Source organism: Streptomyces misionensis (assembly GCF_900104815.1).
GTDB classification, from domain to species: Bacteria; Actinomycetota; Actinomycetes; order Streptomycetales; family Streptomycetaceae; genus Streptomyces; species Streptomyces misionensis.
This window is the reverse complement of record NZ_FNTD01000004.1, coordinates 5,678,836-5,691,988: the sequence shown is the minus strand read 5'-3', so window position 1 is coordinate 5,691,988 and position 13,153 is coordinate 5,678,836. Positions and strand designations below refer to the sequence as shown.

The 13,153-nt window shown below is 71.9% G+C and carries 13 protein-coding genes and 1 pseudogene; 7 read left to right on the top strand and 7 right to left on the bottom strand.

All coding sequences use genetic code 11. The annotated features are described in order from the left end of the window. Window positions 1-16 precede the first annotated feature (16 nt). From BLW85_RS27735 to BLW85_RS27715, 5 genes are all read right to left on the bottom strand, one after another. Window positions 17-817, bottom strand: coding sequence for an ABC transporter permease (locus tag BLW85_RS27735; RefSeq protein ID WP_070022232.1), 801 nt, complete (start codon window positions 815-817; stop codon window positions 17-19). Next, window positions 818-1,747, bottom strand: coding sequence for an ABC transporter permease (locus tag BLW85_RS27730; protein WP_074993548.1), 930 nt, complete (start codon window positions 1,745-1,747; stop codon window positions 818-820). It abuts the gene before it with no gap. Then, window positions 1,747-2,892, bottom strand: a complete 1,146-nt coding sequence (locus tag BLW85_RS27725) for an ABC transporter ATP-binding protein (RefSeq protein ID WP_070022344.1) — start codon at window positions 2,890-2,892, stop codon at window positions 1,747-1,749. Before BLW85_RS27725 ends, BLW85_RS27730 begins: the two co-directional genes overlap by 1 nt. 8 nt (window positions 2,893-2,900) lie before the next feature. Then, entirely contained in the window at window positions 2,901-4,148 is a 1,248-nt protein-coding gene (locus tag BLW85_RS27720) for a polyamine ABC transporter substrate-binding protein (protein ID WP_074993546.1), read from the bottom strand. An 89-nt stretch (window positions 4,149-4,237) separates the two neighbouring features. Beyond that, window positions 4,238-5,773 carry a gamma-aminobutyraldehyde dehydrogenase gene (locus tag BLW85_RS27715; protein ID WP_074993544.1) on the bottom strand — a complete coding sequence of 512 codons (1,536 nt, stop codon included), beginning with the start codon at window positions 5,771-5,773 and terminating at the stop codon, window positions 4,238-4,240. A 208-nt stretch (window positions 5,774-5,981) separates the two neighbouring features. Here BLW85_RS27715 and BLW85_RS27710 point away from each other — a divergent pair, with 208 nt between their 5' ends. Continuing rightward, window positions 5,982-6,539 carry an NADAR family protein gene (locus tag BLW85_RS27710; RefSeq protein WP_070022242.1) on the top strand — a complete coding sequence of 186 codons (558 nt, stop codon included), beginning with the start codon at window positions 5,982-5,984 and terminating at the stop codon, window positions 6,537-6,539. Between the two features lie 165 nt (window positions 6,540-6,704). On the opposite strand, the gene BLW85_RS27705 is transcribed toward BLW85_RS27710, so the two are convergent. Continuing rightward, window positions 6,705-7,436: a DUF4190 domain-containing protein gene (locus BLW85_RS27705; protein ID WP_239697707.1), complete on the bottom strand. Its 732-nt coding sequence runs from the start codon at window positions 7,434-7,436 to the stop codon at window positions 6,705-6,707. Window positions 7,437-7,657: 221 nt separating this feature from the next. Between BLW85_RS27705 and BLW85_RS27700 the strand changes: the two are divergent. The 5 genes and pseudogenes from BLW85_RS27700 (at window position 7,658) to BLW85_RS27680 (ending at window position 11,286) form a co-directional block, all read left to right on the top strand. Then, window positions 7,658-8,801: pseudogene (locus BLW85_RS27700) on the top strand (adenosine deaminase). Window positions 8,802-8,821: 20 nt separating this feature from the next. Then, window positions 8,822-9,556, top strand: coding sequence for a glycerophosphodiester phosphodiesterase (locus BLW85_RS27695; protein WP_074996231.1), 735 nt, complete (start codon window positions 8,822-8,824; stop codon window positions 9,554-9,556). An 89-nt stretch (window positions 9,557-9,645) separates the two neighbouring features. Then, window positions 9,646-9,840: a hypothetical protein gene (locus BLW85_RS27690; protein WP_074993539.1), complete on the top strand. Its 195-nt coding sequence runs from the start codon at window positions 9,646-9,648 to the stop codon at window positions 9,838-9,840. A 113-nt stretch (window positions 9,841-9,953) separates the two neighbouring features. Then, window positions 9,954-10,376, top strand: a complete 423-nt coding sequence (locus tag BLW85_RS27685; protein WP_070022250.1) for an ATP-binding protein — start codon at window positions 9,954-9,956, stop codon at window positions 10,374-10,376. Between the two features lie 43 nt (window positions 10,377-10,419). Continuing rightward, complete coding sequence (locus BLW85_RS27680) at window positions 10,420-11,286, top strand: restriction endonuclease (RefSeq protein ID WP_079172437.1); 867 nt, start codon at window positions 10,420-10,422, stop codon at window positions 11,284-11,286. A gap of 21 nt (window positions 11,287-11,307) precedes the next feature. Here BLW85_RS27680 and BLW85_RS27675 read toward each other — a convergent pair whose 3' ends face one another. After that, window positions 11,308-11,838, bottom strand: coding sequence for a hypothetical protein (locus tag BLW85_RS27675; protein WP_070022347.1), 531 nt, complete (start codon window positions 11,836-11,838; stop codon window positions 11,308-11,310). 120 nt (window positions 11,839-11,958) lie between these two features. Between BLW85_RS27675 and BLW85_RS27670 the strand changes: the two genes are divergently transcribed. Then, window positions 11,959-13,146 (top strand): exo-beta-N-acetylmuramidase NamZ family protein, encoded by a 1,188-nt coding sequence (locus BLW85_RS27670; RefSeq protein ID WP_074993536.1) that lies wholly within the window; start codon window positions 11,959-11,961, stop codon window positions 13,144-13,146. Window positions 13,147-13,153: the final 7 nt, after the last annotated feature.

Genomic DNA, 13,153 nt, shown 5'->3' with positions numbered 1-13,153 from the left:
CTGTGCGCTTTTCGGCTTACGCCTTCTGATGGTTACGGCGGTTCGTGATCAGCATCGATACCAGAACGAACAGCACCGCGAGGAGGAACATCGCCGTACCGATCACATTGATCTGCACGGGCGTTCCGCGCTGCGCCGAACCCCACACGAACATGGGGAAGGTGACGGTCGAACCGGCATTGAAATTGGTGATGATGAAATCGTCGAAGGACAGCGCGAAGGACAGCAGCGCGCCCGCGGCGATTCCGGGTGCCGCGATCGGCAGGGTGACCCGCAGGAAGGTCTGCACGGGCCCGGCGTACAGGTCCCGGGCGGCCTCCTCCAGGCGCGGGTCCATCGACATCACACGCGCCTTGACCGCGGTGACGACGAAGCTGAGACAGAACATGATGTGCGCGATCAGGATCGTCCAGAAGCCGAGCTGCGCACCCAGGTTGAGGAAGAGGGTGAGCAGGGAGGCGGCCATGACGACCTCGGGCATCGCCATCGGCAGGAAGATCAGCGAGTTGATGGCGCCGCGGGCGCGGAAGCGGTAGCGGACCAGCGCGAAGGCGATCATCGTGCCGAGGACGGTGGCGCCGAGCGTCGCCCAGACGGCGATCTGGAGGCTGATGGACAGCGAGCCGCACATGTCGGCGACGCCGCACGGCTGTTTCCAGGCGTCCAGGGAGAACCGCTGCCACTGGTAGTTGAAGCGCCCCTTCGGTTTGTTGAAGGAGAACACCGTGACGATGACGTTCGGCAGCAGCAGATAGGCGAGGGTGAACAGTCCCGCGATGACGACGAGATGGCGCTTGAGCCAGTTGACGACGGGCATTTAGACCAGGTCCTCCGTCCCGGACCGGCGGATGTAGATGGTCACCATGGCCAGGATCGCGGCCATGAGGATGAAGGAGAGGGCCGCGGCCGTCGGATAGTCCAGGATGCGCAGGAACTGCGTCTGGATCACATTGCCGATCATGCGGGTGTCGGTGGAGCCGAGGAGTTCGGAGTTGACGTAGTCACCGGCCGCCGGGATGAACGTGAGCAGCGTGCCGGAGACCACGCCCGGCATCGACAGCGGGAAGGTCACCTTGCGGAAGGTGGTCCACGGCTTGGCGTACAGGTCGCCGGCCGCCTCGTGCAGCCGCCCGTCGATCCGCTCCAGCGAGGTGTACAGCGGCAGGATCATGAACGGCAGGAAGTTGTACGTCAGTCCGCACACCACCGCGAGCGGGGTGGCCAGCACCCGGTCGCCGGCCGTCCAGCCGAGCCAGTTGGTGAGGTCCAGGACGTGCAGCGAGTTCAGCGCGTGCACGATCGGGCCGTTGTCCGCGAGGATCGTCTTCCAGGCCAGGGTGCGGATCAGGAAGCTGGTGAAGAACGGCGCGATCACCAGGATCATGATCAGGTTGCGCCAGCGGCCCGCGCGGAACGCGATCAGATAGGCCAGCGGGTAGCCGAGCAGCAGGCAGAGCACGGTGGCGCCGGCCGCGTAGCACAGGGAGCGCAGGAACTGCGGCCAGTACTCGGACAGGGCGTCCCAGTAGGTCGCGACGTGCCAGGTGACCTTGTAGCCCTCCTCCAGGGAGCCCGTCTGCACGGACGTGGAGGCCTGGTAGACCAGGGGCAGCGCGAAGAAGACGATCAGCCACAGGATGCCGGGCAGCAGCAGCCAGTACGGCGTGAACCGGCCGCGTTTGCGGGGGGCCTTGGCCTCCGGTGCGGCGGGGGCGAGCGGCGGGGGCGCCTCGGTGAGCGTCGGCATCAGGCGGCGACCTCTTCCTCGGTGCCCGCGTCGATGGCCTGGGTCGCGTCGAGGCCGAAGGTGTGCGCGGGGCTCCAGTGCAGGACGACGTCCGCGCCGGGGACCAGCCGGGCGTCCCGCTCGACGTTCTGGACGTAGACCGAGAGTCCGGCGCAGGCCGGGCTGTCGATGACGTACTGGGTGGAGACGCCGATGAAACTGGCGTCGGCGATCTTCCCGGTGAGGCGGTTGCGACCCTCGGGGACGGCGCCCGCGTCGTCGGCGTGGGCGAGCGCGATCTTCTCGGGGCGGATGCCGACCAGCACCTTGCCGCCGGCCGGGGCGGGCGCGCTGCACCGCGCGGCGGGCAGCACCAGCTTGCCGCCGCCGGCCTTGACCACGACGTCCTCGCCGTCCTTGGTGTCGACCTCGGCCTCGATCAGGTTGGAGGTGCCGAGGAAGTTGGCGACGAAGGTGGTCTTCGGGTTCTCGTACAGGTCGGTGGGCGCGCCCAGCTGCTCGACGCGGCCGCCGTTCATCACCGCGACCGTGTCGGCCATGGTCATGGCCTCCTCCTGGTCGTGCGTGACATGGATGAAGGTGATGCCGACCTCGGTCTGGATGCGCTTGAGCTCCAGCTGCATCTGGCGGCGCAGCTTCAGGTCGAGGGCGCCGAGCGGCTCGTCCAGCAGCAGCACCTTGGGGTGGTTGATCAGCGCGCGGGCGACGGCGACGCGCTGCTGCTGGCCGCCGGAGAGCTGGTGCGGCTTCTTGCGCGCCTGCTCGCCGAGCTGGACCAGCTCCAGCATCTCCTCCACCTGCTTCTTGACGCTCTTGATGCCGCGCCGGCGCAGCCCGAAGGCGACGTTCTCGAAGATGTCGAGGTGCGGGAAGAGCGCGTAGGACTGGAAGACCGTGTTGACCGGCCGCTTGTACGGCGGCAGGTGGGTGACGTCCTGGTCGCCGAGGTGCACGGTGCCGCTCGTCGGCTGCTCCAGGCCCGCGATCATGCGCAGGGTGGTGGTCTTGCCGCAGCCGGACGCGCCGAGCAGGGCGAAGAAGGAACCCTGGGGAACGGTCAGGTCCAGCGGGTGTACGGCGGTGAAGGCGCCGTAGGTCTTGCCGATACCGGAGAGGCGGACGTCGCCGCTGTTGTCTGTCGTCATCGTGGTCGTCACGCCCCTGTGAGCTTCGAGAACTTCTGCTGGTAGGCGGTCTCTTCCTTCTGCGTGAGGGCGCGGAAGGCATGGGACTTCGCCTGCATCGCCTTGTCGGGCACGATCAGCGGATTGCTCGCGGCCGACTTGTCGATCCTGGAGAGATAGGGAACCACTCCCGCGACGGGGCTCACGTAGTTGACGTAGGCGGCGAGTTCGGCGGCGGGCCCGGGCTCGTAGTAGTAGTCGATGAGCCGCTCGGCGTTCGTCTTGTGGCGCGCCTTGTTCGGGACCATCAGGTTGTCGGTCGACGTCATGTAGCCGCTGTCCGGGATGACGTAGTCGACGTCCGGGTTGTCCGCCTGGAGCTGGACGATGTCGCCGCCCCAGGCGACACAGGCGGCGATGTCGCCCTTGGCCAGGTCGGACGTGTAGTCGTTGCCGGTGAAGCGGCGGATCTGGCCCTTGTCGACGGCCTTCTGGACGCGGGCGATGGCCGCGTCGTAGTCGTCGTCGGTGAACTTGGCCGGGTCCTTGCCCATGTCGAGCAGGACCATGCCGATGGTGTCGCGCATCTCGGTCAGCATGCCGACTCGGCCCTTGAGCCTGGGGTTGTCGAGCAGGTCGGAGACCGACTTCACCTCGATGCCGCCGAGCGCCTTCTTGTTGAAGGCGACGACGGTGGAGATGCCCTGCCAGGGGTAGGAGTAGGCGCGGCCGGGGTCCCAGTCGGGGTCGCGGAACTGGTCCGACAGGTTGGCGAAGGCGTGCGGCAGGTTGGCCGCGTCGAGTTTCTGGACGTACCCGAGCCGGATCATGCGGGCGGCGAGCCAGTCGGTGAGCACGATGAGGTCGCGGCCGGTGTCCTGGCCGGCGGCGAGCTCCGGCTGGACCTTGCCGAAGAACTCGTCGTTGTCGTTGATGTCCTCGGTGTACTTGACCTGGATGCCGGACCGCTTGGCGAACGCGTCGAGCGTGGGGTGGCGCTTGCCCTTGCCGTCCACGTCGATGTATTCGGGCCAGTTGGAGAAGTTGACGACCTTCTCGTCGGCCGAGTGGTCGTCGGCGGAGACGCCGCCCTGGTCCTTGGTCGCGGCGGGGATGCCGCAGGCGCTCAGGGTCCCGAGTCCGCCGATCGCGAGCGCGCCCCCGACGGAGGCGCGCAGCAGCGAACGGCGGGTCAGCGCGGCCCTGCCGCTGCGGAAACTACGGCGTATGGCGGCCAGTTCGACCGCTGTCAGGCGGTCGGGCTCGTAACTCTCCATGCGCGTGGTGGCCTTTCGGAGGGGAGGGGTACCCGGGGAGGAGCGGGCCGCGGGTGGGGGAGGTTCCGCGGCCGAGGGGGCGGCGGCTCCTACCGGTCGCCGAAGATCGTGCGGTGCCAGTCCTTGCGGGCCACCGCCGTATTGTCGAACATTACGTGCTTGACCTGCGTGTACTCCTCGAAGGAGTACACCGACATGTCCTTGCCGAAGCCGGACGCCTTGTAGCCTCCGTGCGGCATCTCGCTGATGATCGGGATGTGATCGTTGATCCAGACGCAGCCCGCCTTGATGTCGCGGGTGGCGCGGTTGGCCCGGTAGACGCTGCCGCTCCAGGCGGAGGCGGCGAGGCCGTAGGGGGTGTCGTTGGCCAGCCGGATGCCCTCGTCGTCGCTGTCGAAGGGCAGGACGACCAGGACCGGGCCGAAGATCTCGGACTGGACGATCTCGCTGTCCTGCGGGGCGTCGGCGATCAGGGTGGGCCGGTAGTAGGCGCCCTTCGCCAGGTCGCCGCCGGGGGCCTCGCCGCCGGTCACCACGCGGGCGTAGGCGCGGGCGCGGTCCACGAAGCCGGCGACCCGGTCGCGCTGGGCGTGCGAGATGAGGGGGCCGAGGTCGGTGCCGGGGGCGAACGGGTCGCCGAGCCGCACGGTCTCCATCAGGGCGGCGGTGCGCGCGACGAACTCCTCGTACAGCGGCCGCTGTACGTAGGCGCGGGTGGCGGCGGTGCAGTCCTGGCCGGTGTTGATGAGCGCGCCGGCGACGGCGCCGTGGACGGCGGCCTCCAGGTCGGCGTCGTCGAAGACGACGAACGGGGCCTTGCCGCCCAGTTCCAGGTGGAGCCGCTTGACGGTCGCGGTGGCGACCTCGGCGACGCGCTTGCCCACGCCGGTGGACCCGGTGAAGGAGGTCATCGCCACGTCGGGGTGGCCGACCAGGTGCTCGCCGGCCTCCCTGCCGGTGCCGGTGACGATGTTGATCACACCGTCCGGGAGGCCCGCGGCGGTGGCGGCCTGGGCGAAGAGCAGCGAGGTCAGGGGGGTCAGCTCGGCGGGCTTGAGCACGATGGTGTTGCCCGCGGCGATCGCCGGCAGCACCTTCCAGGCGGCCATCTGGAGCGGGTAGTTCCAGGGCGCGATGGAGCCGACGACGCCGATCGGCTCGCGCCGGACGTACGACGTGTGGTCGCCGGAGTACTCGCCGGCCGACTGCCCCTGGAGGTGCCGGGCGGCACCGGCGAAGAAGGCGGTGTTGTCGACGGTCCCCGGGACGTCGAACTCGCGGCTGAGCTTCAGCGGCTTGCCGCACTGGAGGGACTCGGCGCGGGCGAACTCCTCGGCGCGGTCGGCGAGCACGGCGGCGAAGCGGTGCAGGGCGTCCGAGCGCTCGCCCGGGGTGGCCGAGGCCCAGCCGGGGAAGGCGGCGCGCGCGGCGGCGACGGCCGCGTCGACGTCGTCGGTGCCGGCCAGGTCGTAGGTGAACACCTCGGTGCCGGTGGCCGGGTCGATCACGGCGTGGGTGCGGCCCGAAGTGCCCCTGGTCAGACGGCCGTCGATGAACTGCGCGCCGTCGGCGAAACGGTCCTCGGCGGGAAATCGTTCCTGGGTGGCGGTGCCCGGGTTGTGCATGTCGCTCTCCTCCGCCCTGCACCCCGTGTGAGGGGTGGGTGGCGTAGCTCCAGCTCGATTTGAGTGCCGATCCTGACAGAGCCGTTAGCCTCCAACAAGTGATTCCGTTGTTGCCTTTTGGTTACGCGACGGAATCTGTCGACCAGGTGTCGAGTCGGGTACGGAAAAGGCGGACGGTGTGTCAGTGGTGCGTGCCAGACTCGCGTGCATGGGGAAGATCAACGGGATGGAAGCCCTGGTCAGCGAGGTCCGTGCGGGGTCCCGCGTGAAGTACCTGCACTTCTGGGGCCACCGGCCCCGGCCGGACGGCACGATCGGCGCGAGCTGTCTCAGCCAGTGGTGGCCGTCGCCGTTCGTGGTCGACGGAAAGCGCTATGCGACGGCCGAGCACTGGATGATGGCGGGCAAGGCCCGTCTGTTCGGCGACGAGCGGGCGGAGGAGCGGGTGCTGTCCGCGGCCCATCCCGCCGAGGCCAAGAAGGCGGGCCGGCTGGTCCGCGACTTCGACGAGGCGATATGGGAGCGGGAGCGCTTCCGCATCGTGGTCGAGGGCAGCGTCCACAAGTTCGCCTCCGACGACGCCCTGCGCGCCTTCCTGCTGGGCACGGGCGACCGCGTCCTGGTCGAGGCGAGCCCGCTGGACCGGGTGTGGGGCATCGGCCTGGCGGCGACCGACGAGGCGGCGTCGGACCCGGAACACTGGCGCGGCCTGAACCTGCTGGGCTTCGCGCTGATGGAGGCACGGGCGGAACTGGCGGGGCGGTAGAGCCGGAATCCCGGGGTCTGGGGAATCCGGGGCCGGGCTCGGCCGGCCCGAACCGCGGTGCCGGGCCGGTCCGCGCGAACAGGACCGCGTCCGACCGGCCGACGGCGGGCCGGTGGCCGAGGGGCCGGGCCACCGGGATCGGCTCGGCGGCGCCGAGCCCGTGGGTCAGCGTCCCGTCGCGACCGTGGCCGTGAGGGAGTGGGCCGAGCCGTAGTACGGGTCGGAGCTGGACGAGTCGTCGTTGAAGGCGCTGATGCCGATCACCAGCAGCAGCACCATCATGGCGACGCCGACGACGATGCCGATGACGCCCATGATCAGGCCCGCCTGGGCCTGCCCGTGGTTGGTGGCCTCGCCGCGCTCGGCCCGTCGGCGGCCCTTGATGCCGAAGACCACCGCGAGGATGCCCAGCACCAGGGAGACGACGCCGTACAGGCAGAACAGGCAGATCGACAGGATGCCGAGCACCATCGCCGCGGTGCCCATACCGTTCTGCGGGGCCATGGGCATGCCGGTCCAGCCGTAGCTCCCCGCCGGGTAGCCGGGGTAGCCGTACCCGCCGGGGGCCGGAGCGGGCGCGGGCGCCGGGGGCATGCCGGGGCCGGTCGGCGCGATCGGCGGGGGCGGCACCTGCTCGCCCGCGCCGGGGACCGGTGCTCCGAACGCGGGCGGCGGCGGGGTGGGCGCGCCGAAGCCCGGGCCGGGCGGGGCGAAATGGGGCTGCGCGTGACCGCCGGTCGGCAGGTCGGTCACGGTGGCCTGGTCGTGCACGGAGGGCGGCTGCGCCGGAGCCGGTGCGGTGGGCTGGTTCTTCTCCAGCGACGGCCGCTGCTCGGGCGGCGCCCACGGGTCGTGGCCGCCCCCGGCCGCCCCACTGGACTGCGTTCCGTCTGTCACGCGCGCTTCCCCCTCGGTCGTTCGTCCCGCCATGCTAAGGCCTCCCCGGACCGGCCGGTCCCGCCGCGGGCACCCCCGTCAGGCGCCGGTCCGCCGCCCCGAGCCCGCCGTCCCGCCTCCGCCCCACCACGGCCGCCCCGTCCCACAGGCAAGCGCACCGCCCTCGTCACCGGCTCCCGCCCGGGACCCGCGCCCCACCGCCGCCCCTCCCCCGGCCTACGATGTCCTTCGACGATCAGCCGATCACCCGCGCCGCGCCCGTGAGGGCCCGCCGGCGCCCTGCTCGGGGAGGACCCCTTGACCGACAGTTCCGTACCCGCCGCCGGCACGGCCGACCGCGACCTGCGGGCGTTCATCGCCGGACTGCCCAAGGCCGAACTGCACGTCCACCACGTGGGCTCCGCCTCCCCCCGCATCGTCTCGGAGCTGGCCGCCCGCCACCGGGACTCCAAGGTGCCCACCGACCCCGAGGCCCTGGCCGAGTACTTCACCTTCACCGACTTCGCGCACTTCATCGAGGTGTACCTGTCGGTGGTGGACCTGATCCGCACGCCGGAGGACGTCCGGCTGCTCACCTACGAGGTGGCCCGCGACCTGGCCCGCCAGCAGGTGCGCTACGCCGAGCTGACGATCACGCCGTACTCCTCCACCCGGCGCGGCATAGACGAGCGGGCCTTCATGGCCGCGATCGAGGACGCCCGCAAGGCCGCCGAGGCCGACTTCGGCACCGCGCTGCGCTGGTGCTTCGACATCCCCGGCGAGGCCGGTCTGGAGTCCGCCGAGGAGACCGCCCGGCTCGCCACCGACGACCGGATCCGCCCGGAGGGCCTGGTGTCGTTCGGGCTGGGCGGCCCCGAGATCGGCGTGCCCCGCCCGCAGTTCAAGCCGTACTTCGACCGGGCCATCGCCGCCGGTCTGCGCTCCGTGCCGCACGCCGGCGAGACCACCGGCCCGCAGACGGTGTGGGACGCGCTGGGCGAGCTGCGCGCCGAGCGCATCGGGCACGGCACCAGCTCCGCGCAGGACCCGGCGCTGCTCGCGCACCTCGCCGAGCGGCGCATCCCGCTGGAGGTCTGCCCGACCTCCAACATCGCCACGCGCGCGGTCCGCAGCCTGGACGAGCACCCGATCAAGGAGTTCGCGAAGGCGGGCGTGCTGATCACGGTCAACTCCGACGACCCGCCGATGTTCGGCACCGACCTGAACAACGAGTACGCGGTGGCCGCCCGCCTCCTCGACCTGGACGAGCGCGGCCTCGCGGACCTCGCCAAGAACGCCGTCGAGGCGTCCTTCCTGGACCCGGCGGGCAAGGCGCGGATCGGGGCGGAGATCGACACGTACACCTCGCGCTGGCTCGCCGGCTGAGGCACACCACAATGGGGGCCATGCAGAACGTGACCGCCGTGGCCCACCGCGGCGACCCCTACCGCTTCCGCGAGAACACCGTCGACTCGCTGCGTTCCGCGCTCGACCGGGGCGCGGACGTGGTCGAGATCGACGTACGGCTCACCCGGGACGGCGTGCCCGTGCTGCTGCACGACGACACCCTGGAGCGGCTGTGGGAGCTGGACCGGCCGCTGGGCGCGCTGTCCGCCGAGGAGGTGCGCGCTCTCACCGGCGGCCGGGTGCCGACGCTGGCGCAGGCGCTGGCCGCGACCGGTGACAGCCGGGTGATGGTGGACCTGTGCGGGCCGGTCACCCGGCGGACGATGGACCGGATCCTGGACGTGGTCCGGCAGAGCGGGGCCGGGGAGCGGGTGTACTACAGCGCGGGCGCCGAGACCATGCTCACCGTCCGCGCCGCCGACCCGGCCGCCGAGATCGCCCTGACCTGGACGACGCTGGCCCCGCCCCGGCCCGCGCTGCTGGCCGCGATCCGCCCGCGCTGGCTCAACTACCGCTTCTCCCTGGTGGACCGGGACCTGGTCGCCCGCGTCCACCGGGACGGGCAGCTCGTCTCCGTCTGGACCCCGGACACCCGGCGCACCCTCTCCCGGCTGCTGGACCAGGGCGTGGACTCGATCACCACCAACCGCATCGACGTCCTGCACGACCTGCGCTCGGCCCCCCGCGAACTCCCGCGGAGGACCCGCCGGCAGCTCCCGCGGCGACTCCCCTAGGGGCAGGCCCCCTGCAACTCCCTTACTTCTAGGGCGAGTTACCTAGGGCGGTACCGGGGTGGGGCGCCCTCCTCTGGCCCCGTCCGCCGGTGCCCCGGCCGCCCTCGCCGCGCCCGTCGCCGCCGCGTCCGGGGCGGTGCCCCGGTGGGAGGCGGGCGCGGCGGGCCGCGCTCGCCGGGCTGCCCGAGGACGACGCGACCGACGCGCTGGTCCGCGCCGGGTCGCTCACGAAGGTGGTGACGGCGGCCACCGCGCTGCGGCTCGCGGCCCTCGCCCGGCCGTGACGGGCCGTCCCCGGTGTGCCGGAGGCGGGCGCGGACGCCCGCATCACCGGTAGGTGTATCCGCCGAACGCGGGCAGACGGAAGGGGTACGGCCGGTCGCCGAAGGAGGAGACAGTGGAAGACGGGTCCTCGTTGAAGGCTGTGGGATGGGCACGCACCCTGCCCGTGAGCAGCGGGGTGAAAGCGGCCAGGGACTGGACACGGGCGCATCTGGAGACGCTCGGCTGGACGCGGACGGCGCCGGAGCTGGTGGATTCGGTACTGCTGACCGTCTCCGAACTCGTCACCAACGCCCACGTGCACGCCCGCAGCACGGCGCAGCTGATCCTCACCTGGGACGAGGGCTGCCTCCATGTGACCGTGCACGACGGCGATTCCAGGCTCCCCGAGCAACGGCGCCCCGACGCCGGCGCCCCGGGCGGGCGCGGGCTGCTGCTGGTCGACGCCCTCGCCCACGAGTGGGAGGTCCACCGCTGCCCCCGGGGCAAGGACATCGTCGCCTGCTTCCGGCCGCCCGCGGCCGCCGTCGACGCGTGACGGGCCGCCGAGTCCCGCCGACCCCGGCCAGGAGGAATCCCGCGTGACCATACCCATACGCCCAGGGCGGCGCGGCCGCGACGACCGGCGCTTCGACCTGCGCGCGACCGCCCTGTTCTTCCTGCTGCTGGCGGTCGCCCTGTGCCTGCTCGGCTTCGTGGTCCGTACCGCGGCGGCCGCCGTGGAGCACCGTCCGTCGTGGGTCGGCGCGTTGGTGATGCTGGCGGTCGCGGTCGCGCTGCTGTCCCGGTCCAGGTGGCGCCGCTGGTCCGCCGCGCGATGCGCGCGCCGGGCCGCGCGGGCGCTGGATGAGGCGGCGAAGGAGGCGGCCGACAGCCTGGGCGGCGGGGCGGTGGGGGCGGACGGGCCGGCGGCCTTCGAGGGCGGCCGGGCCGCGGAGCCGTCCGCGGGCGCCGTCCGCCCGGCGGCGCCGGAGGTGGCGGCGACCGTGCCCGTCGCCGCCCGGCAGGACGAGGAGATCACCGAACACCTCGTCGTTCCCGGCCCGCCCGCCGACTACGCCGGGCTGGACCCCGACGGGTTCGAGCAGGCCGTGGCCGAGCTGTGCGTCCGCGACGACTGCCGGTCCGTCGAAGTCGTCGGCGGCGCGGGCGACTTGGGTGCGGACGTCATCGCGCACACGGCGGACGGCCTGCGCGTGGTCATCCAGTGCAAGCTGTACGGCGAGGCCCACAAGGTCGGTTCGCAGGACATGCAGCGGTTCGGCGGGACCTGCTTCACCATCCACGAGGCCGATGTCGCGGCGCTGGTCACCACGAGCGACTTCACCGCGCCCGCCCTCGAGTACGCGTCCGAGTGCGGCATCGTCTGCGTCAACGGCCAGGACCTGGAGGCGTGGCGGCACGGCACGGGACCGAGCCCGTGGCAGCTCGCGCGGGCGGAGCCCTGAGCGCGGCCCGGCGGCGCCGGGTCAGGTGCGGACGGACGCGACGGCGACGGTCTCGGCGCCGGTCAGCGCCGCGAGCCGCTTGATCTTCCGGCGCACGACGTACAGCGGGACGACCCCGAAGACGCCGAACGACATGTCGATCAGGGACCACCAGAACGGGATGCCCCGGATCGGTCCGCAGACGAGGGCGAGCGGGATGACGCCGGCGCAGGCGATCATCCCGAACTCGATCACCCAGATGTTGCGCACCGGGTCGCGGTACGGGCCGTAGAAGGCGACCGCGATGACGAGATGGGCGAACGCCAGCCAGTCCGTGCCGTAGAGCACGAACGGGTACTTCTCGTCCACGGTGTCGAGCCCGCCGCGCACCCGTCCGATCCACTCCGTCAGCCCCGGCAGCGGGTCCGGCACCGCCGGCGCCCGCAACACGCCGTCGGCCCAGCGCAGTTCGTGCACCAGCGGAAAGGCCGTGGCCCCGCTCAGCACCAGGCACACCACGAAGAAGACCAGCCAGCCACGAATGCCCCTCAGGAGGGCGGCTCTGTCGCTCATGTGCAGAGCGTACGCGAAATTGAACGCGTTCAAAACCCTCGACAATCGCGAGCTGCCGACGTACATCCCTGTACATTTCGGACCACCGTTTCGAGAGGTGACCGGCAGACGGGGCGAGGGATGAGCGCGGACGGGCGTGGCGCGGTGCGGACCGGGAGCGCGCGGCTGTGTGCGTCGCCCGGCCTGGCCGGGGGCGGACGGCTGGGACTGGTGACCAATCACACGGGGGTCCTCCCGGATCTGCGCCCCCTCGCGCCCGCGCTGCTGGAGGCCGGCGCACGGCTGGTGGCGCTGTTCGGGCCGGAGCACGGGCTGCACGGAAGCGGGCAGGCCGGCGAGGGCGGCACCGCCCGGACGGACCCGGTCACCGGACTGCCGGTCCACGACACCTACCGGTGCACGGGCGAGCGCCTCGACAAGCTGCTGACGGGCAGCGGCGTGGACACGCTGGTGTACGACCTCCAGGACGTCGGGGCCCGGTTCTACACCTACGTCTGGACCATGTTCGACCTGATGGTCTCGGCGGCCCGTACCGGTGTGCGGTTCGTCGTCGCCGACCGGCCCAACCCGCTCGGCGGGCTCGTCGGCGAGGGACCGCTGCTCGACCCCCGCTGGGCGAGCTTCGTGGGACGCGCGCCCGTCCCCGTCCGGCACGGGCTCACGTGCGGCGAACTCGCCCGCTGGTTCAACGCGCGGGCCGTTCCCGAACTCGCCGGCAGGTCCGTCGGGTTGACCGTGATCGAGGCCGCCGGCTGGACGCGCGACCTGGACGCCGGGGCCACCGGGCTGCCCTGGGTCGCGCCCTCGCCGAACATGCCGACGCCCGCGACCGCCGCCGTCTACCCCGGTACCTGTCTGTTCGAGGGCACGAACCTCTCCGAGGGCCGGGGCACCACCCAGCCCTTCGAGATCGTCGGGGCGCCCTACCTCGACGGCCGGTTCGCGCCCGCGCTCGCCGAACTCGCCCTACCCGGTGTGCGTTTCCGCGAGCTGCACTTCGTCCCGGCCTTCCACAAACACGCCGGGCAGCCGCTGCGCGGGGTCCAGCTGCACGTCACCGACCGCGCGGCGTTCCGGCCCGTGCTCACCGCCGTCGCGATGCTCGCCACACTGCGGCGCCTGTACCCGGCCGACTTCGCCTGGCGCACCGCGGGGGACCCCACCGAGCACCGGCACTTCGTCGACCTGCTGTGGGGCTCCGACCGGTTGCGGCACACCATCGACGCGGGCGAGGACCCGCTGCCGCTGTGCGATCCGCCCGCACCGCCGCGGGAGTGGGCGGGCGACGACGTACTGCTGTACCGCTGAGAGCCGG